The sequence below is a fragment of the Cupriavidus sp. HMR-1 genome, assembly GCF_000319775.1.
Lineage (GTDB): Bacteria > Pseudomonadota > Gammaproteobacteria > Burkholderiales > Burkholderiaceae > Cupriavidus > Cupriavidus metallidurans.
The window spans coordinates 26,275-45,297 of the sequence record NZ_ANKP01000022.1 but is presented as its reverse complement, the minus strand read 5'-3'; the positions used below and the strand labels follow the sequence as shown (position 1 = coordinate 45,297).

Annotated in this window: 15 protein-coding genes; 5 read left to right on the top strand and 10 right to left on the bottom strand. The window is 65.2% G+C overall.

Annotated features, from left to right (window positions below; genetic code table 11):
• The first annotated feature begins 162 nt into the window (after positions 1-162).
• On the top strand, positions 163-2,577 hold the full coding sequence (locus tag D769_RS01600; RefSeq protein WP_008641444.1) for an acylase: 2,415 nt from the start codon (positions 163-165) through the stop codon (positions 2,575-2,577).
• Between the two features lie 149 nt (positions 2,578-2,726).
• Positions 2,727-3,842 carry an NADH:flavin oxidoreductase/NADH oxidase gene (locus tag D769_RS01595; protein WP_008641440.1) on the top strand — a complete coding sequence of 372 codons (1,116 nt, stop codon included), beginning with the start codon at positions 2,727-2,729 and terminating at the stop codon, positions 3,840-3,842.
• A gap of 105 nt (positions 3,843-3,947) precedes the next feature.
• Here the strand turns inward: D769_RS01595 and D769_RS01590 are convergent, their stop codons facing one another.
• Positions 3,948-4,163 (bottom strand): YdcH family protein, encoded by a 216-nt coding sequence (locus D769_RS01590; protein WP_008641439.1) that lies wholly within the window; start codon positions 4,161-4,163, stop codon positions 3,948-3,950.
• A gap of 359 nt (positions 4,164-4,522) precedes the next feature.
• Here D769_RS01590 and D769_RS32180 point away from each other — a divergent pair, with 359 nt between their 5' ends.
• On the top strand, positions 4,523-4,690 hold the full coding sequence (locus D769_RS32180) for a hypothetical protein (protein ID WP_008641438.1): 168 nt from the start codon (positions 4,523-4,525) through the stop codon (positions 4,688-4,690).
• A gap of 112 nt (positions 4,691-4,802) precedes the next feature.
• Here D769_RS32180 and D769_RS01585 read toward each other — a convergent pair whose 3' ends face one another.
• From D769_RS01585 to D769_RS01560, 6 genes are all read right to left on the bottom strand, one after another.
• On the bottom strand, positions 4,803-6,254 hold the full coding sequence (locus D769_RS01585) for an aldehyde dehydrogenase family protein (protein WP_008641437.1): 1,452 nt from the start codon (positions 6,252-6,254) through the stop codon (positions 4,803-4,805).
• 156 nt (positions 6,255-6,410) lie between these two features.
• A complete protein-coding gene (locus tag D769_RS01580) occupies positions 6,411-8,186 on the bottom strand; it encodes an ATP-binding protein (RefSeq protein ID WP_008641436.1) in 1,776 nt (591 codons plus the stop codon).
• A 14-nt stretch (positions 8,187-8,200) separates the two neighbouring features.
• Complete coding sequence (locus tag D769_RS01575) at positions 8,201-8,836, bottom strand: response regulator transcription factor (RefSeq protein ID WP_008641435.1); 636 nt, start codon at positions 8,834-8,836, stop codon at positions 8,201-8,203.
• Between the two features lie 255 nt (positions 8,837-9,091).
• Positions 9,092-10,096, bottom strand: a complete 1,005-nt coding sequence (locus D769_RS01570) for a tripartite tricarboxylate transporter substrate binding protein (RefSeq protein WP_008641434.1) — start codon at positions 10,094-10,096, stop codon at positions 9,092-9,094.
• Positions 10,093-11,103, bottom strand: a complete 1,011-nt coding sequence (locus D769_RS01565) for an NADPH:quinone oxidoreductase family protein (protein ID WP_008641433.1) — start codon at positions 11,101-11,103, stop codon at positions 10,093-10,095. The genes D769_RS01570 and D769_RS01565 overlap by 4 nt, the downstream gene beginning before the upstream one ends.
• Positions 11,103-12,359, bottom strand: coding sequence for a CoA transferase (locus D769_RS01560; RefSeq protein WP_008641432.1), 1,257 nt, complete (start codon positions 12,357-12,359; stop codon positions 11,103-11,105). The genes D769_RS01565 and D769_RS01560 overlap by 1 nt, the downstream gene beginning before the upstream one ends.
• 89 nt (positions 12,360-12,448) lie before the next feature.
• Here D769_RS01560 and D769_RS01555 point away from each other — a divergent pair, with 89 nt between their 5' ends.
• Positions 12,449-13,399: a LysR family transcriptional regulator gene (locus tag D769_RS01555; RefSeq protein ID WP_008641431.1), complete on the top strand. Its 951-nt coding sequence runs from the start codon at positions 12,449-12,451 to the stop codon at positions 13,397-13,399.
• 46 nt (positions 13,400-13,445) lie between these two features.
• Here D769_RS01555 and D769_RS01550 read toward each other — a convergent pair whose 3' ends face one another.
• Positions 13,446-14,339 (bottom strand): DMT family transporter, encoded by an 894-nt coding sequence (locus D769_RS01550; RefSeq protein WP_008641429.1) that lies wholly within the window; start codon positions 14,337-14,339, stop codon positions 13,446-13,448.
• Positions 14,340-14,542: 203 nt separating this feature from the next.
• Between D769_RS01550 and D769_RS01545 the strand changes: the two genes are divergently transcribed.
• Positions 14,543-14,884 (top strand): zinc ribbon domain-containing protein YjdM, encoded by a 342-nt coding sequence (locus tag D769_RS01545; RefSeq protein ID WP_008641427.1) that lies wholly within the window; start codon positions 14,543-14,545, stop codon positions 14,882-14,884.
• A gap of 43 nt (positions 14,885-14,927) precedes the next feature.
• Here the strand turns inward: D769_RS01545 and D769_RS01540 are convergent, their stop codons facing one another.
• Positions 14,928-17,060, bottom strand: a complete 2,133-nt coding sequence (locus D769_RS01540) for a BCCT family transporter (protein ID WP_241227829.1) — start codon at positions 17,058-17,060, stop codon at positions 14,928-14,930.
• 37 nt (positions 17,061-17,097) lie between these two features.
• Positions 17,098-18,801 (bottom strand): aspartate-alanine antiporter, encoded by a 1,704-nt coding sequence (aspT, locus tag D769_RS01535; RefSeq protein WP_008641419.1) that lies wholly within the window; start codon positions 18,799-18,801, stop codon positions 17,098-17,100.
• Positions 18,802-19,023: the final 222 nt, after the last annotated feature.

The following is a 19,023-nucleotide window of genomic DNA, read 5'->3' as shown; positions in this document are numbered from 1 at the left end:
GCCGCCCATGGTGGCGGTATCGGTGGCGGTATCGGCACGCCATCTGGCGGGATAGGCTCTATCTGTCGCCCCCCGGTTTGCCTGACCATTGCCGATGGCTCGCGGTGCGCGAGATTGCCCGCCGCAGCCACGACAACAACAAAGCAAACAGGAGAGAGACAGATGACCCCACGCATTGCGCGCGGCGCGGTCGTGCTTGGCACGGCCACGCTGGCGGCTGCGGCCTTGAGCGGTTGCGCCACTGGCAACGGTAACTGGAGCGAGCAGGGCCTCAGCGCCGAAATCCGCCGCACGTCCTACGGCATTCCCCACATCCGCGCCAACGACTACGCCAGCGTCGCCTTCGGCATGGCGTACGCCTATGCGCAGGACAACGTCTGCCTGATGGCCAGCCAGGTGGTGACGGTCAGCGGTGAGCGCTCGGCGACGTTCGGGCCGGATGGCACCACCGAGGTGTCCTTCAAGCCGATGCGCAATGCGGACGCCGATGCGTTCTTCCGCGGCATTCTCGACGACGATGCCTTGCAGGCCAGCGCGGCGAAGCAATCGCCCGAAGCGCATGAACTGCTGCGTGGCTATATCGCCGGCTACAACCGCTACCTGCGCGATACGCCGCCGTCGAAGCGCCCGGCGGCCTGCCGCGATGCGGCGTGGGTTCGCCCGATCACGGCACTCGACATGGCGCGGCTTGCCGAGGAAAAGAGTATTCAGGCCAGCGCCGGCGCGCTCGCGGCAGGCATCGTCGCGGCAGCGCCGCCTCAGGTCACCAAGTCCGCCGCCAAGTCCACCGCGTTGACCGCACGTGTCGATATCGCCGCGATCGATTTCGAGGCGGTGAACCGCGACCTGCAACTGCTCGATCCGCCGATCGGCAGCAACGGCTGGGCGTTTGGCAAGGCTGCCACGGCAGATGGCTCCGGCCTGCTGCTCGGCAACCCGCACTTCCCCTGGACGACCACCAACCGCTTCTATCAGGCGCACCTGACGGTGCCGGGCAAGCTCGACGTCATGGGCGCGTCGATTGCCTCGTTCCCGATCATCAGCATCGGCTTCAACAAGGACGTGGCCTGGACGCATACCGTTTCCACAGCGCGCCGCTTCACGCTGTTCGAGCTGAAGCTGGCCGATGGAGATCCGACCACCTATCTGATCGACGGCAAGCCGCGCAAGATGACCACCAAGACGGTCAGCTATGCGGCAAAGCTGGCTGATGGCCGTACCGAGCAGCGTTCGCATACGTTCTACATGACCGAGTACGGTCCGGTCGTGGCCATGCCGCAGGCAGGGCTGCCGTGGACGGCGCAGAAGGCTTACACGCTGCGGGACGCCAACCAGAACAACACGCGCTCGATCGACACGTGGCTCGATATCGCGCGGGCGCATAACGTGGGCGAGATCCGCACCGCGATCGGCAACCTGGGCATTCCGTGGGTCAACACGATTGCCACCGACCGTTCGGGCCGCGCGATGTTTGCCGATGTCTCGGTTACCCCCAATGTCTCGACCTCGATGCTGGAAAGCTGCGCGCCGGCCGGAGACGGTGCCGTGCTGGCGAAGAAGCTGATGGCCGGCACGGGCATGGTGTTGCTCGACGGCTCGCGTGGTGCCTGCAACTGGACCGTCGACCCGGCGTCACCGGTGCCAGGTCTGGTCCCGCCATCGGCCATGCCGGTGCTGGAACGCGACGACTTTGTGGCCAACAGCAATGACAGCTCGTGGCTGGCGAATCCCGCGCAGAAGATGGAGGGCTTCTCGCCGGTGCTCGGGCCGCAGGCGGTGCCGCAGCGCTTGCGCACGCGTGTTGGCTTGATGGAGATCGGCAAGCGCCTGAACGGTGTGGACGGCCTGCCGGGCAACCGATTCGACATCCAGAACCTGCAGACGGTGCTGTTCCGAGATCGCAATCTGGCTGCAGAGCTTGTGCTGGACGACCTGTTGCGGGCCTGCCGCACCAAGGCTGTTCAGGGCGACAGCGATCTGCGTGACGGGTGCACGGCGCTGGGCAAGTGGGATCGCCGCAGCAATCTGGAAAGCCGGGCCGCGCCGCTGTTCCGCGAGTTCTGGATGCGCGCGCACGTCATTCCGAATGTGTATGCCATCGCCTTCAATCCTGCAGATCCGGTCAACACGCCGCGAGGCCTGCGCATGCAGGACGCTGCGGTGAACGAGGCCGTGCTGAAGGCGCTCAAGGATGCCGTGGGGGCCATGCGCAAGGCTGGCTTCGCGCTGGATGCCCCGCTTGGCGAGGTGCAGGCCGCGAAGTCGCCCAACGGTCTGATTCCGCTGCACGGTGGGGAGGAGTACGAGGGCGTGCTGAACAAGCTCCAGAGCCAGCCGGTGTCGGCCGATGGTCTGAAGGTGTACTTCGGCACGAGCTATGTGCAGACCGTGGGTTTCGATGCCAATGGGCCGGTGGCGCAGGCGCTGCTGGTCTACGGCCAGTCGATCGACCCAGCTTCGCCCCATGCCTGGGACCAGATGCGGCAGTTCTCGGCCAAGCGCTGGATTTCGCTGCCGTTCTCGGAGCAGGCCATCGCGGCGGATCCGCAACTGAGCGTCACCAAGCTGAGCCAGTGACGTAGCTCGGTGACGTAGCCGTATGCCGGCGGCATAAGGTGATATGGGGGCGGCCAGGGCCGTATCCCATGCCGCCGGCAGGGTCAGCAGGGTTTTTCAGTGGCGACTACAATCGCCCGGACCAGAACACCCCCGCAAGGATGGCCCTCATGCCTCATCTCTTCGATCCGTACCGGATCGGCAATCTCGAGCTTGCCAACCGCATCGCCATCGCGCCGATGTGCCAGTACTCGGCACAGGAAGGCAATGCCACCGACTGGCACATGATTCACCTCGGCCAGATGGCGCTGTCCGGCGCGGGCCTGCTTATCATCGAAGCCACCGCGGTATCGCCTGAAGGCCGCATCACGCCGGCCGACCTTGGCCTGTACAACGATGCCAATGAAGCTGCGCTGGGCCGCGTGCTAGACGCCGCGCGCAACCATTCGCCCATCGCGGTGACCATCCAGCTTGCCCATGCTGGCCGCAAGGCATCGAGCGAAGCGCCGTGGGACGGCGGTGGCCAGATTCGGCCCGACCAGCCGCGAGGCTGGCAGACCTTCGCGCCATCGGCAGTGCCACATGCGGCGGGAGAAGTCCCGCCGGCCGCGCTCGACAAGGCCGGTATGAAGAAGATTCGCGACGACTTCGTCGCGGCTGCCAAGCGTGCGGCTCGCCTGGGTATCGAAGGCATCGAAGTGCATGGCGCTCACGGCTATCTGCTGCACCAGTTTCTTTCGCCCATCGCCAATCACCGTACGGACGAGTACGGTGGCAGCCTCGAGAACCGGATGCGCTTCCCGCTGGAAGTGTTCGAAGCCGTGCGAGAGGCGTTCCCGGCCGAACGTCCGGTCTGGATGCGCGTCTCCGCCACCGACTGGGTGCCGAACGGATGGGACATCGAGGGGACGATCGCGCTATCGCACGAACTGAAGGCGCGTGGCAGTGCGGCGGTGCATGTGAGCACGGGCGGCGTGTCGCCGCAGCAGGCCATCAAGATTGGCCCGGGATACCAGGTGCCTTACGCGCAACGCGTCAAGGCGGAGGTGGGGTTGCCGACGATGGCGGTCGGGCTGATCACCGAGGCCGAACAGGCCGAAGCGATCATCGCCAACAATGAGGCGGACATTATCTCGATCGCCCGCGCGATGCTGTACGACCCGCGCTGGCCGTGGCACGCGGCGGCCAAGCTTGGCGCTAGTGTCAATGCGCCGAAGCAGTATTGGCGCTCGCAGCCGCGCGGGCTGGAAAAGCTGTTCAGGGACGCGCACTTCGGCCAGCGTTGATGAACGGCCGTTGAGCGCCTGGCCGGGAACGTAAAAGCGGGAAGGTAGATGCTGCCTTCCCGCTTTGTTCTTTATGGTTTTTGGATCCGACGTGTCAGATCAATATCAAGGGCGCGTCTTGCGCAGAATCGCGTAGAGCTCGTCCTTGATCCGCAGTTTTTCCTTCTTCAGCCTCTCGATCTCCAGCGGTGTGGCGGGGTCCAGACCCGCCTCCATGTTCAGGATCTTCTGGTCCAGATCGTTGTGCATGTCGAACAGCCGGGCGAAATGGGCGTCATGCACCTTGAGCATGGAAATCTGTTCGCGATATTCCGGAAACATTGGCAACTCTCCTGCGATGGATCAATGGATGGGCAAGGCTATGTTTGATTCTAGGCATGTCGCGACGGATGCTGTTTGATATCGGTCACGCCACACCGGGCGAACTGTCGCCGCTGCGCGCCCGCACAATGCCTCCTTGACTTTTCCCGACGCGGAAAGCGGTGATTCCGGCGCCACGAAGTGCCGCGCCGCAACATCGAAAAATGCCAGAAACGAAGGGATTACCATGATTGTCGCCCCAGGGCGACAAGCGCGACCATGGCCTTAATAGATTGCGTTGGGCAGTAGAGACGGGCTCCCCCCCACGTGCAGGCCCGCCTTCACAGAAGTAGTCGAAGAACGAACTCTGGGAGACATCCATGCAAGTCTATGACGGCCTCGTCTTCGTTTGCGCCATGCTGCTGATCTGCATGTACGCCTATCTTGGCGTGCAGTCGCAGAGCATCGCGCTGAAGTATGTTTCGCCGGCGGTGGTCGGCGTGCTCACGGTCGTCTACTCGCTGTTGCCAATGCGGATGATTGGCTGACAGCCGCGTATCTGCGACAAAAACCCCGCCCATGTGAATCGGGCGGGGATGCGTCATGCGCACGCGCTACTTGTGCGCTACTGCGGCGTGCGCTGCTGTGTCAGCGCTCGTCTTATCGCAGCGAAAGCCAGATTGCCTTCGGTTCGGTGAAGTTCTCGATGGCGGCGTCACCGTGCTCGCGGCCGAGTCCGGAGTCGCCGGCGCCGCCCCAGGGCAGACGCACGTCGGTATAGCCGTACGTGTTGATCCACACCGTGCCCGCCCGCAATTCCCCGGCTACCTTGTGCACGCGCGCGATGTCCGCGCTCCATACCCCAGCGGCCAGGCTGAACGCGGTGCCATTGGCGATGCGCACGGCATCGGCGTCGTCTTCGAATGGAATCACGCTGGCCACCGGGCCAAAGATCTCTTCCTGCGAGATCCGCATTTCGTGCTCGACGTTCGCGAACACGGTCGGCTCGACGAAGAAGCCGCGCTGTCCGATGCGCGCGCCGCCGGTCACCGCGCTGGCGCCTTCTCGCTTGCCGATTTCCACATAGTCGAGCACGGTCTTCATCTGCGCCGCCGAGACGACGGGGCCCATCGTCGTGTCCGGCGAGGCCGGATCGCCGACCCGTATCGCGCGGGCGCGGGCAGTCAGCCGTTCCACCACTTCGTCGTACACCTTGCGCTGCGCCAGGATGCGTGACCCGGCCGAGCAGACCTGCCCCGAGTTGAAGAAGATTCCGGATGCCGCGGCACGCGTGGCCGCATCGATGTCGGCATCGGCAAAGATCACGTTGGCGGACTTTCCGCCCAGTTCCAGCGTGACGCGCTTGAAGTTGGCGGCCGCGCCCTGCATGATCCCGCGCCCGACCCCGGGCGATCCCGTGAACGTCACCTTGTCGATTCCCGGGTGCGCAACCAGCGCATTGCCCACCACGCTGCCCTTGCCGGTGACGACGTTGAAGACGCCCGGCGGCACGCCGGCCTCCAGCGCCAGTTCGGCCACGCGCAGGGCCGTCAGTGGCGTAATCTCGGCGGGCTTCACGATCAGCGTGCAACCGCAGGCCAGGGCGGGTGCGATCTTCCACATGCCGATCATCAGCGGGAAATTCCACGGGATGATGGCCGCGACGACGCCGACAGGCTCGCGCACCGTGTAGGTCAGCGCGTCCGGCCGCGTTGGAATCACCGCGCCGTGGATCTTGTCGCACCAGCCCGCGTAGTACCGCACGGTGTCGATAACCGCGGGCAGATCCTGCCGACGGACGGCCGCCAGCGGCTTGCCGGCATCCAGGCTCTCCAGCGTGATCAGTTCCTCGGCATGGGCTTCCAGCAGGTCGGCGAACCGGTTGAGGATGCGGCCGCGATCGGCGGCGCGCATGCCCGCCCAGCCCTTGAGTGCCGCGCGGGCGGCCTGCACGGCGGTGTCGACGTCAGCGGCGCTGCCTTGCGCCACCAGCGCGATGGGTTCCTCGGTGGCGGGGTTGATGTCGGTGGAATACTCACCGCTGCCGGGGGGCAGCCGCTTGCCGTCGATCAGCAGATCGTGCTTCGGCAAGTCGGGGCGTGTGGCGGTCATGGAAGGCTCCTCGCTTGAGTCATGGTTTGAAATGACGTGCGCGTTGGCCGAGGGAATCAGGCCCGCAGTGCCTTGCAGTGTGGTGGGCCGCCAGACCTAAGTCCAATTAATAGGACTGATCTATTCATGCTTTTAATGCATGAATATGGCTGATGCTTATTGTTGGACCCGATACCATTCGGAGCCCCGGAGCAGGGCGCCAATGGCCGAATGGAGTTCGCCCGGGACCACGGGCTTGTGCAGCAGCGCGGTGCCACCCGCGTGGACGTTGCGGAGCTGATCTGCCGCTGTGTCGCCGGTGATGATGATGGCCGGCAGCGCCTGGCCGGTGCGCTCGCGGATCGCGGCGATGGCTTCGTGGCCGGTGCGATGGCCGCGCAGCCGGTAGTCGGCCAGGATCAGGTCGGGGGGGAAGGTGTCGAGCAGGGCCAGCGCCTCGTCCTCGGATTCGGCGGGCCGGCAGTCGCAATCCCAGGCCGCCAGCAGTTCGGCCATTGCCTGGCGGATTGCCGGATCGTCGTCGATGACAAGCACGCGCAGACCATCCAGGCGGATCACGCTGCCGGGGAACGTGACTTCCTCGGGCGCGCCCCAGGCCAGTGGCAGTTGCAGACGGAATACCGAGCCGCGTTCCGCTATCGAATCCAGTGTTACGCGGGTCTGCATCGTGCGCGCCAACCCGTCGACAATGGCCAGGCCTAGCCCAAGCCCCTTGCGCTGGTCGCGCTCCGGGTTGCCGAGCTGGTGGAACTCGCGAAAGATCTCGCGGTGCTGCGCGACGGGAATACCGATGCCGGTATCCCAGACCTCGATCGAGGCATGGAAGCGCCGGGGCCGGCAGGCGATCAGCACGCCGCCGGTGTGCGTGTAGCGGATCGCGTTGGCGATCAGGTTACGCAGGATCAGTTCGACCAGCGCCGGGTCGCCAAACAGCGTGGCAGTGGTGTCGCGGGTGCGATAGACCAGTCCACGCGCATTCGCCTGCGGTGCGAACTCGTTCTCGAGCTTGTGCAGCATCGGCTGGAGCCTGAACGGGCGCGGCCGCGCGGTGATCACACCGGCCTCGAGCTTCGAGAAATCGAGCAGCGTGTTGAGCATCTCCCGCGCCGCGCCGGACGACGCCTCGATGTGGTCCAGCAACTGGCGCTGGTGCGTATCCAGCGGCGTGCGCCCGAGCGACACGAGAAACAGGCCCAGCGCATGCAGGGGCTGGCGCAGGTCATGGCTGGCCGATGCCAGGAACACCGACTTGGCGCGATTCGCGTTCTCGGCCTCGCGCAAAGCGTGACCGGCGCGCGCGGTCTGGTCGCGTAGCTGCGAGATCAGTTCGACATTCTCGAAACGCAGCGCAATCGAATGACGCGCCACGCGCGAGTAGTTGCGCGCGAAGATCAGCAGCACCACCAGATACAGCGGCGTGCCAAAGAACATCGGCAGGTAGGCAATGTCGCGCGTGAGCAGGAATACGATCCACACCGGCAGGATCGCGGGAATGAAGAAACCGATGGCCACCGGCAAGCAGGTGGAGAAGACCGCCAGCGCCGCCGCGCTCATGCCGGCAATCAGCGACAGCACGCAGATCACCACGGCGGGCGACCGGATATCAAGGTAGAGCCAGGCCACCAGTCCCCACAGGCTGCCGATCAGCACCAGCATGACGGTCATGGCGCGCGCGTAACGTCCCGCGCGAGCCTCGGTCAGACGGTCGGGCACGGCCAGCCGGCCGAAATGGGCGATGGCGCAGAGCACGACCATCGACGCGGCCCAGGGCATGGCGCCGGGGTGTCCACCCGTGACCGTCAGGCCAACTGCCAGGATGATCGCCGCAAGCGAGCAGCCAAGCATCGCGATGCCGAAGCTCTGGTCGATCAGCTCCATCTGCGCCGCAAGCAGGCGCGGCTCGTCATAGTGAGGCAGCAAGGAGGGCCACATGCCGGGCGTGGGCGTCAGCGTTGTGCCTGCACCAGACCGCGGCGCTGGGCTTCGAGAATGGCTTCCACGCGGCTGACCACGCCGAGGTGGTCGAGAATCGCCGCCACGTGCACGCGTACGGTGTTTTCCGACAGGCCGAGGTGATACGCGATGACCTTGTTCGAACGCCCCAGATTAAGCTGGTTCAGGACCTCGAGCTGGCGCGGCGTGAGCTGGCTGGGCCTGTAGGCCCGGGTCTGTGGGAGGCAGTCGCAGGGCTGTTCGGTCGGAAAGTACGTGCCGCCCGCCAGGCAGCAGGCAATTGCTTCCTCGATTTCGCGCGGGTCGGCGGATTTCGGCAGGAAACCGGCGACTTCCTTGCGCGCCTCATCGGGGATCGCGTCGATGCCCGACGTGCCGGAGACGATCACGATCGGTGCGCGGGAGAAATGCCGACGGAGCACCTTGATGCCCTCGATGCCATTCAGCCCGGGCATCTGGATATCCAGCAACAGGATATCGACGGGCTTGTCGCCATGCGCCTCGGTGGCCTCCATGACCGACCCCGCCTCCATGATCGACGCGACATTCGGGCTGGCGGCCAGCAACAGCTTCAGTCCGGTGCGGAACAGCGTGTGGTCATCGATCAACAGAAGCCGGGCTTGCGACATGAGAAAGTGCGGGGGGCGACAGACAAGGACGATTGGACTCGATTCCAGCATGCTTGTCCATGATGCTTACCCCCCGGCCGTCTTTCCGGCGTTGCCCCGCATTTGGGGTAGTCCGGAAAGATTATTGGCAACGCGTAAAGTCGCTGCCACGATGCTGACATGGACGAATTCCGCGACTTGTCCATACCACTTTGAGTACCCGCTCCACCCGGCAGCGGGTATTTTTTTGGCCTCGGCGAAATATGCCGATTGGAATCATTCGTCGGCCTTCGCGCCGGAGCGATGCACGATCTCCGCCCACTTCTTGCCCTCGGAGACGTTGTACCGCGCGAAATCCGCCGGCGAGGACCCGACGGGTTCGGCGCCCATGTCGGCGTACTGCTGGCGCACGTCAGGGCGCTTCAGCGCGGCAGCGGCATTCGCGGCCAGCTTTTCGACGATCGGAGCCGGCGTGCCGCGCGGCGCCCACAGGCCATACCACGTGCTGATGTCGAAGCCCGGCAGGCCCGATTCGGCGACGGTGGGCACGTCGGGCAGGGCGCTGGCGCGGTGCGCGGTGGTCACCGCCACGGCACGCAGCTTGCCCGACTTGATGAACGGCATGGCCGACGGCATCGAATCGAACATCAGCTGAATCTGTCCGCCCATCAGGTCAGTCAATGCCGGCGCGCTGCCCTTGTACGGCACATGCTGCATCGGCACCTTGGCCGCCAGCTTGAACGATTCGCCAGCCAGTTGCTGTGCCGATGCATTACCGGCCGAGCCGAAATTGAGCGCGCCACCCTGGCGCTTGGCGTACGCGATCAGGTCCTGCACGGTCCTGACCGGCGAGTCGTTGTTGACCACCAGTACCAGCGGCACCTCGGCCAGTTGCGTGATCGGAACGAAGTCCTTGAAAGCGTCGTAGCGCATCTTGGAGTAGATGCTCGGGTTGATCACGTGCAGCGAGGCATTGGCCAGGATCGTGTAGCCATCGGGCGTGGCGCGTGCGACCGCTTCCGCGCCAATCATGCCGCTGGCCCCCGGCTTGTTGTCGACGACAACGCTCTGGCCCATGCTCTCGCCCATCTTGACGGCGACCACGCGCGCGAGCAGGTCGGTCGGTCCGCCGGCAGGGTAGGGCAAGACCATGCGTACCGGATGTTGTGGAAACGTCTGCGCGGACGCACCGACGGGCAGCATGGCGATGGCCGTTGCCACGACTGCCAGCGCAACATGCAGCCGTGACCATGCCGGCTTCGTTGTAGATGGATGATTCATGTCTCTGTCTCCTTGATTTTTATTGCCACCTTGCCAACAACCTTGCGGGATTCCAGCGCGGCGAGGGCATCCCCCAGGCCGGTGATCGGATAGACAGCGGACACGGTCGGCTCCAGCTTTCCTTCCGCAGCCCACTGAAACAGGGTGGACATGACCTGCTGCAACGCCGGAGCGTGCTCGGCGCGCTCGTCGGACGGCGTCCAGCCGATGTATCGGCCGAAGAAGAAGCCGTGCAGCGTCAGGTTCTTGACCAGCAGCAGGTTGACCGGCGCCTGCGGGATGGACCCGCTGGCAAAGCCGATGCTGAGAATTCGCGCGTTCGGCGCAGCCGCGCGCAGCGCCTGGGCGAACAGGTCGCCGCCGACCGGGTCCACCACCACATCCGCGCCACGGCCACCGGTGAGTGCCTTGACTTGAGCGGCGAGGTCCTGGGGCGCAACCGCGTGCGTGGCCCCGCGGCGCAGCGCGTCGGCGCGTTTTGCCTCGGTGCTGGCGCAGGCAATCACGGTCGCGCCAAGTTGCCGCCCGACCTCCACCGCCGCGAGTCCGACGCCAGCGCCAGCGCCGAGCACCAGCATGGTGTCCTGCGGCGTCAGCGCGCAACGCCAGACCAGGCCGCAATAGGCGGTGCCGTACGAGAGTGGGATCGGCAGCGCGACCTTCGGCGGCAGCGAGTCGGGGACAGGGTAGACGGTGTACTCAGGTACCGTGAATCGCTCCGCGTAGCAGCCCCAGTCGGCGATGGCTACGACCCGGTCACCTGGGCGCAGCCGCGTGACGGCCTTGCCGCAGGCCACCACGCGTCCCACCGCTTCCGTGCCGGGCACGAATGGCAGCGGGGGGCGGCGCTGATACTGGCCGGCGATCATCAGGCCGGTGGCATGGCTGACGCTGGCGAACTCCACTTCGATCGTGACCGCATGGGGGTCGGCCAGGGCGGGCTCGGACACGGTCGCGAGTTCCACATCCTCGACGCCGCCGAACTGCTTGCATACGAGCGCCTTCATCATGCCATCGCCTTCGCCGACGTGACGGTTGCCTGTCGCACCACGCCTAGCCGCAACCATTCGTCGATGGCGTGGCTGCCGAAGCCGGCTTCCTGCAGCAACGCCACAGTGTGTTCGCCATTCTCGGGTGCTGGCCCGGCGGGCCGTCGCATGTCCCGGGCGGGGATCCCGGCGAAGGGCAGAGCGCCCAGCCCTGGTTGCTCGATCGACTGGAATGTCTGGCGGTGCGCCGCCTGCGGGTGCTGCAGCACGTCGGCATAGCCGCGGACCGGGGCGTGAAGCACGTCGTGGCGGCTCAACTGCTCCTGCCACGCACTGGTCGTGCGGGTGACGATGATTTCTCCGACCTGCCGGTTCAGCAGCGCCGCGTGTTCCATGCGACTGGCGTTGTTGACGAAGCGCGGGTCAGCCAGCCAATCGTCGCGGTCGAGGGCGTGACAGAGTTTGGCGAACTGCGCATCGTTCAGGGCCAGCAGCGTCACACTGCCGTCACGGGTGGCAAAGACCCCGTTGGGCGCGCTGACCGGGCCGGCAACGGCCTGGCCCGCGATGGCGTGCTCGAGGAGATTGTTGGCCTGCAGCGCGCAGCAGGCGTCGAACAGATTCAGTTCGACATGACCGCCGCGCCCGGTGCGGTACCGCCGGCACAAGGCGGCGGCGCAGGCCTGGGCCGCGTAGAGGCCGGTGGCGGCGTCCGCCAGCAACATGCCGATGCGGCGGGGCGTTCCGTCGACGCCACGGTTCGCGAACATCAACCCGCTGTCGGCCTGCATCACCGAGTCCGATGCCGGGTAGTCGGCGTAGGGGCCATCCGGGCCGTAGCCGCTGATCGAGACATAGACCAGTTCGGGGCGCAGCGCCGCCAGCGTGGCATGGCCCACGCCAAGCCGATCTGCCACCTGCGGGCGAAAGTTCTGCACTACCACGTCGGCCTGCAGCGCCAGTTGGCGCAGGACATCCCTGCCAGCTTCGACCGTGGCGTCCACGCAGATGCTGCGTTTGCCGCCGTTGTACGCAATGCTCAGCGCGCTGGTATCACCGCGCACGACACCGACCTTGCGCCCCCAGTCTCCGGACGGCGGCTCGACCTTGATGATCTCCGCACCCTGCTGCCAGAGGATATGCGCGCAGTACGGGCCGGCGATGCCCTGGCTGATGTCCAGCACACGCAGGCCGGCAAAAGGTAGGTCAGGCAGATCGGGCAGGCCGGGCAGGCCGTCATCGGTTGGATGGGTGGGGGCAAGGGCATTCGACATGGGCGGTTCGCATGATTTAGCGCGATGCCTATGCTAGGGTTACGCCTCCGCCGTGACAATCCATCGTTTTGTGCCAGTGGTGTTGACTCATGATTGACAATAGCTTGGACCTCAACCTAGTACGGCTGTTCGTGACGATGGTGGAATCGCGCACGTTGACGGCGGCCGCCGAGCGCAGTGGCATGACCCGCTCCAATGTGTCCCACCGTCTGAAGGTGCTCGAACAGCACCTTGGCGCTCAGTTGATGCGGAGGACAACCCGGCACGTCGAACTGACGGAGGCCGGGCAACTGCTCTACGCCCACGCACTGCGGATGCTCGATGAACTGCAATCGGCCAAGACCGCGATCGACAGCCTCGGCACGGTGGTGCGTGGCGACGTGCGCATCCGCCTGCCGACGGGGCTCGGCCATCTCTACCTGACGCCGCTGCTGCTGGAGTTCGCCCGCATCTACCCGCAGATTTCGCTGCGCGTGGTCATCAACGACAACATCGGCGACCTGATTTCCGCGGAGGTCGACATGGCGCTGAAAATCACGTCCCAACCGCCAGATGACCACGTGGCGCGACGCATCTGCGACGTTGGCTGGTGCTTGTGCGCGACGCCGTCTTTCCTGGACAGCCGTGGCCCGATCCTGAGCGTGGCCGATCTGGAGAGTTGCGACATGATCGCGCCCGCATCGCTGGGCCGACGCTTCACGCTCAAGGTGTGGATGGCAGGCACCCCGACGACCTTGCGCGTGTCACCACGTATCCAGTCCGGCGACTATCCGTTTCTGCTGGAATCGATGATTGGAGGCCTTGGTGTGGCACTGCTGCCGCGCTATGCCGTCTGGCGGCAACTCCAGACAGGACAGGTCCGCGAGGTGCTCGCCGAATGCGAGGCGGAGGGTGTGGGGGACAGCGTTTACATGCTGACGGCATCGAATCGCTACCCGACGCTGGCGACCCGCACGCTGATGGATTTCATCCGCGTGCATCTGGAGCGGCAGGCGGAGAGTTGGCGGCGGAGCGGCAATCCGCAGTTGGTGTCGGCGTAGCCGGCATGGTGGGAATGGCCGAGCAGATGTGGCGCTTCCAATCCCCCTACCGCCGCTGCGCCAACCAGATCCCCACCCCGATACAAACAAGGCCCACCCCGTGATACCAATGCGGCGACTCGCCCAGTAGAACGGTGGAAAGCACGGCCGCGAATAGCGGGGTGAGGGTGATGAAGAAAACCGGCAATTGCGCCCCAGCGCGCGAGATGGCGCGATCCCAGACGAAATACGCCAGTAGCGACGGCACGGTGCCCACATACAGCAGGATCCACGCGACCTTGCCGCTCCACTGCAGGGGTTCCGTCAGCCGGCCGAGTTCCCACGCGGCGACGGGAATGCTGGCGATGACGCCTGCAACGATCTGCGCAAGCAGAAGTACCGGCAGCGGCAGGTCGGGGCGGTGCTTGCGCAGTAGCCAGGTGTAGAAACTCCAGGTGATTGTCGCGGCGAGCATGTACAGGTCGCCTGGCACGAATTCGAGATGGGTCAGCCGCTCGGGCTCGCCGCGCATCAGCACGAACGACACGCCCAGCAGGCAGAGCAGGGCGCCCGCCACCTGCCACGGCCGGAAGCGCTCATGGAAAAAGCAGGCGCCGATCAGCAGCAGGAAGAGCGGGGTGGATGCGCCGATCAGGGTGACGTTGATCGGCGTGGAGGTGGTGAGCGCCAGGTACTGGAACGCGTTATAGCTGGCGATCGACAGCAGGCCCATGGTGGCGAGCATGGCGAGATGCTGTCGCAGCGCGGCGCGATGCGTCATGACGCCCCGCCACGCGTAGGGGGCCAGCAGCAATGCCGCGATGATCCAGCGCACAAGATTCAGCGTGATCGGTGGCACGGTGCCCGCGGCGAGGCGTCCGACGATGGCATTTCCGGCCCATGCCAGCGGCGGGAATGTCAGCAGGAACAAAGTGGTCGCGTCGATGCGGGTGGTCTTCATCTTGTGTGAGAGCGCGGCTGACGGGCCCCGCGAGTGAACGGGACAGAGACGTTGCGGGAGCCGGCAATATACGTCCGATACGGTGATCCGTGTTGTATCGGACGGTAGCCATCATGGGTACTCCCGTTCGGAGAGCGCTGGCCGGGAGGAGGCCGGGCGTCGCAGTATACTTCCCGCCTTTGTCACGCCATTCAGGATTCCCCATGAGCGCATTGCCCGCCTGCCCGAACTGTCATTCCGAGTACACCTACGAGGATGGTGGCCTCTTTATCTGCCCGGAATGCGCGCATGAATGGTCGGCGCAGGCGTCCGCGCCGGCCGAGGCGGAAGTCCGGGTTCATCGTGATTCGGCGGGCAACGTGCTGCAGGACGGGGATACCGTCACCGTTATCAAGGATCTCAAGCTGAAGGGATCTGCCGGCACGATCAAGATGGGTACCAAGGTGAAGAACATCCGCCTGGTCGACGGCGATCACGATATCGACTGCAAGATCGACGGCTTTGGCGCCATGAGTCTGAAATCGGAGTTCGTCCGCAAGGTGTGACGGTCTACGAATTCCTTCCCGGGGCAGCGGCTGAGCGCACGCATCAGCCTCCGGAATGATGCCCCGGCGCCTTGCTCAATAGATGCGTTCTCTGGTCCGCGCTGAGCGACAGGTGCCGCTCGTAGTGCCGCAGGATGTCGGCAATGATTTCCTCGTCGCGCAGATACTGTATGTCGTAGCCCTCGCGGCCATCCTCGAAGAACGTGATTGGCTCGAAGACATGAGCGCGGCGATTCTCGGGTTCCGCCGCTTCGCGCACCAGGAACGCGGGCAGGGTGCGGCGGACAGGCCGGGCCCCGTAGAGGAAGTCGCGCACGCCCTCGAATGGAATGGACAGCCAGACCGCGCCGTCGGCCTCGTTGTGCTGCACGCTTGATGCAATGCCGCGGCGCTCCAGTTCCTTGCTGACTTCCTGCATGGCGGCCTGCACCGGGCCGGCAAGGAAGCGGCGCACGTCGGTCTCGGTGGATTGATGGACGATCTGCGTCAACCGGCGGCGCCAGTGCTGGCCGCTCCAGAACGTCGTGGCTGGTGCAAGCTCCTGTGAATAGTGCGCGCGGTCGGCAAGCAGGCCGAGCCAGAGCCCGTAGCAGAGCGCCATCATGATGATGGCGACCGGCAGGGCGGCCACCAGCGTCATCGCCTGCAGCGCCTTGAGCCCGCCTGCCACCATCAGGACGGCGGCCGTGATGCCCAGCACGAGCGCCCAGAACAGCCGTTGCCAGACGGGCGAGTTGACCGCGCCTCGCGACGCGATGGTGTCGATCACAAAGGCGCCCGAGTCCGCGGAGGTGACGAAGAACACCGCGATCAGCACGATGGCCAGCGCGGCCAGACCCTTGGCAAGCGGAAAGAACTCGAAGAAGCGGAACAGCAGCGCGTCGACGTTGCCGGCTGTCTGGGCTAGCGCGCCCATGGCCTGATGGGTGTCGACCCAGATCGCCGTATTGCCAAAGACCGTCATCCACAGCAGGTTGAACGCTGTCGGCACAAGCAACACGCCAAGCACGAACTGACGAATGGTGCGTCCGCGAGAGATCCGCGCGATGAACATGCCAACGAACGGGGACCACGAGATCCACCACGCCCAGTAGAGAATCGTCCAGCCGCCATACCAGCCGGACTCCTGCGGAGGTACGTAGGCATAGGTGCGGAACGACAGGCTGACGATATTCGACAGATAGTTGCCGATGTTGTCGGTCAGCGCGTCGAACAGAAAGCTGGTCGGCCCCTCCACGAGGATAAAGAGCAGTAGCAGGATGGCCAGCATCAGGTTCAGTTCGCTCAGCCGGCGAACGCCTTTGTCGAGACCCGATGCCGCCGAAATGCCGGCCAGGGTAATCACCACTGCGACCAGGCCGATCCGGAAGCCGGCGGATTCCGTTTCCCAGCCCGCTACCTGATGCAGGCCGGCGCTCAGTTGCAGCACGCCGTAGCCGAGCGTCGTTGCGATGCCCGCGATCGTGCCGACCAGCGCGAAGGCATCCACCGCGTGGCCGGCTGGCCCCTCGATGCGATGCCGCAGCACGGGGTACAGGCCGGACCGCATGGTCAGGGGCAGGTTGTAGCGGAATCCGAAGTAGGCCAGCACCAGTCCCATCACGCCATAGACAGCCCATGCATGAAACCCCCAGTGAAAGAAGGTCATGAGCATCGCCTCGCGTGCCGCGAGCGGGGTTCCGCCCTCGACCGTGGGTGGTTTCAGATAGTGTTGCATCGGCTCGCCAACGCCGAAGTACATCAAGCCGATGCCCATGCCTGCCGCGAACAGCATGGCGGTCCAGGACAGGAAACTGAACTCGGGCTCGGCATTGTCCGGGCCGAGGCGGATGTCGCCGAAACGGCTGGCTGCAAGCAACAGCAGGAAAAGGAGGAAGCTGGTGACGGCCAGGGTATAGAACCACCCGAAACGCAGTGTGACCCAGGCTTGGGCGACGGAGAATGCCTGGTCGGCGATCTTCGGATACACGCCGCAAAGCACAAGCAGACCACCGATGATCAAGAGGGATGGCACCACGACCTGTTTGCTGAGCGTGGTGCGAAGCCAGCCGGACGAGGATTGGGCCGCTGGCTCGGGATCAGGTTTGTCCGATGGGGACGCCTTGGGGTCAGGAACTTGCGCTTGCGCCATCGAGGACTGGTCAGGCGCGGCGCGATCGTTTGGGCGTGGTGTCATGACATCCACCTGAGGGCAGCAACACGCCCGTTATCGATCACATGCCGCCAACGCGATATGCGAGGGCCACGATAATGGGCCCAAGCACCGGCAGCATCACGTTGGCGATGGCATACGTCACCGTGTAGCCGAGCAGCGGCACCGAACTCTGGCTGGCGGCCAGCACGGCACTGATCGCCGGCGTGCTGACGTGCTGCCCCGCGATGGCGCCGACCAGCAGTGGCCCCTGGATTTTCAGGAACTTGTGGCCGATCCAGAGTGACATGCAAGCCGGCGTCAGCGACACGGCCAGGCCGACGAGCGGCAGCACGGCGCCATGCTCGCGAATCAGCGTGACGGCATCAGGTCCGGCAGACAAGCCGACACAGGCCACGAACATCGCCAGTCCCAGGTCTTTCAGCAACTGGACCGCGGCGCTTGGCATGTCGCCCACGCCGGGCCGTTTGAAATTGATCCAGCCGAAGACAAGACCGCTGAGCAGCGCGCCGCCGCCGCTGCCGAGCGAGATCGGGATGCCGGCTGCCTTCAGGGTGACGCTGCCGATCAAGAGGCCAATCAGGATGCCCGCGCACAGGAAGACGAGTTCGGTGGTATCGGTGGTGCGTAGATCCCTGCCCAGGTTGCGGGCCGCTGAGGTCAGTGTCGGCTCCACGCCCACCAGGCTTACCCGGTCGCCATGCTGCAGGCGTGTGGCGGGCGTGATCGGCAGGCTCATGCCGGATCGAACGATCTGCTGGACCCAGACGTAGCGGAGATGTTGCTGGGCGGCTTCCCGGCCGAGTTCGGCCAGTGAGCGGCCATTGACAGCGGGATTGTTGACGATCACCTGGTGCTCTTCGAGCCGCAGCACGTCGGACTGGCTCAACGGCAACGACACCTCCTGGCCAATCACCTCGCGAGCCGAGACGAGTTTGTCGCGCACGCCGATCAGCGCCACGATGTCGTCCCGTTCTATGGTCAGATCAGGCACCGACTCCATGAGCTTGCCGTCGCGCACCAGCCCCATCACCAGTGTCCGCCCGCCAAGCGCGGTTTCCAGTTGGCGCACGGTCAAACCGGCCGCATGTTCCACGCGGTGAGCACGTCCCACCAGGCGGGGCAGCACCGGCTGCGTGGCGACGTCATCGTCGGAGGCGGCCTGCAGTTCCTTGGCCAGTTCGCTCGATGCCTCGCGCAGGTTGAAGCGAAGCAGGAAGGGGGCCACCTGGCTGGTGAAGAACACGATGCTGATCAGGCCGACGAGGTAGGTCAGCGTATAGGCCGTGGCGATGTTCGATTGCATCCGGGCCAGTTCCGTCGGGACCAGGTTCAGATGTTTGAGCGCCTCCGCTGCCGTGCCGACCACTGCGGATTCCGTCGCCGCGCCGGCTGCGAGGCCCGCCGCCGTGCCAGGGTCCAGATCCAGCATTCGCACGGCCACCAGCACGATTGCCAGCACCACGAACGCTTCGATGAGCGGCAGAACCATGAACCGCAGGCTGGAGCGGTTCAGGTTCGCGAAGAACTGCGGCCCGCCCGAATATCCCATCGCGAAAATGAAGAGCGCGAAGGCAACGTCCTTCAGCTCGCCGTGCATCTGGCACCCGGTCTGCCCGACAAGCAGCGCCACGATCAGCGTGCCACAGACACCGCCGAGCACGATCGGGCCGACGCGAAGCTTGCCGATGGCGTAGCCAAGGCCGACGGTGATGAACAGCACCGCCGTGGGCATCTGGTTGAAGAATCCGATCGAGCATTGCATGGGCGGGAGATCCTGTAGACACGAGGGTCGTGCGCAAACGCCTGCGGATACCGGAAGAGCCTGACTCGCGGCCGGGGCCGTGGCTGGCGCCCCCTGGCAAGGCCGGACTCTCCCAGTCTCGACAGCATATCAACGCGAGTATCGGCAACCCGGAGGTTGGGCGCCATTGGCACAAAGGGTAATCCCGCTGCCCTAAAGGGCAATCATTCGGTCGCCCACCCA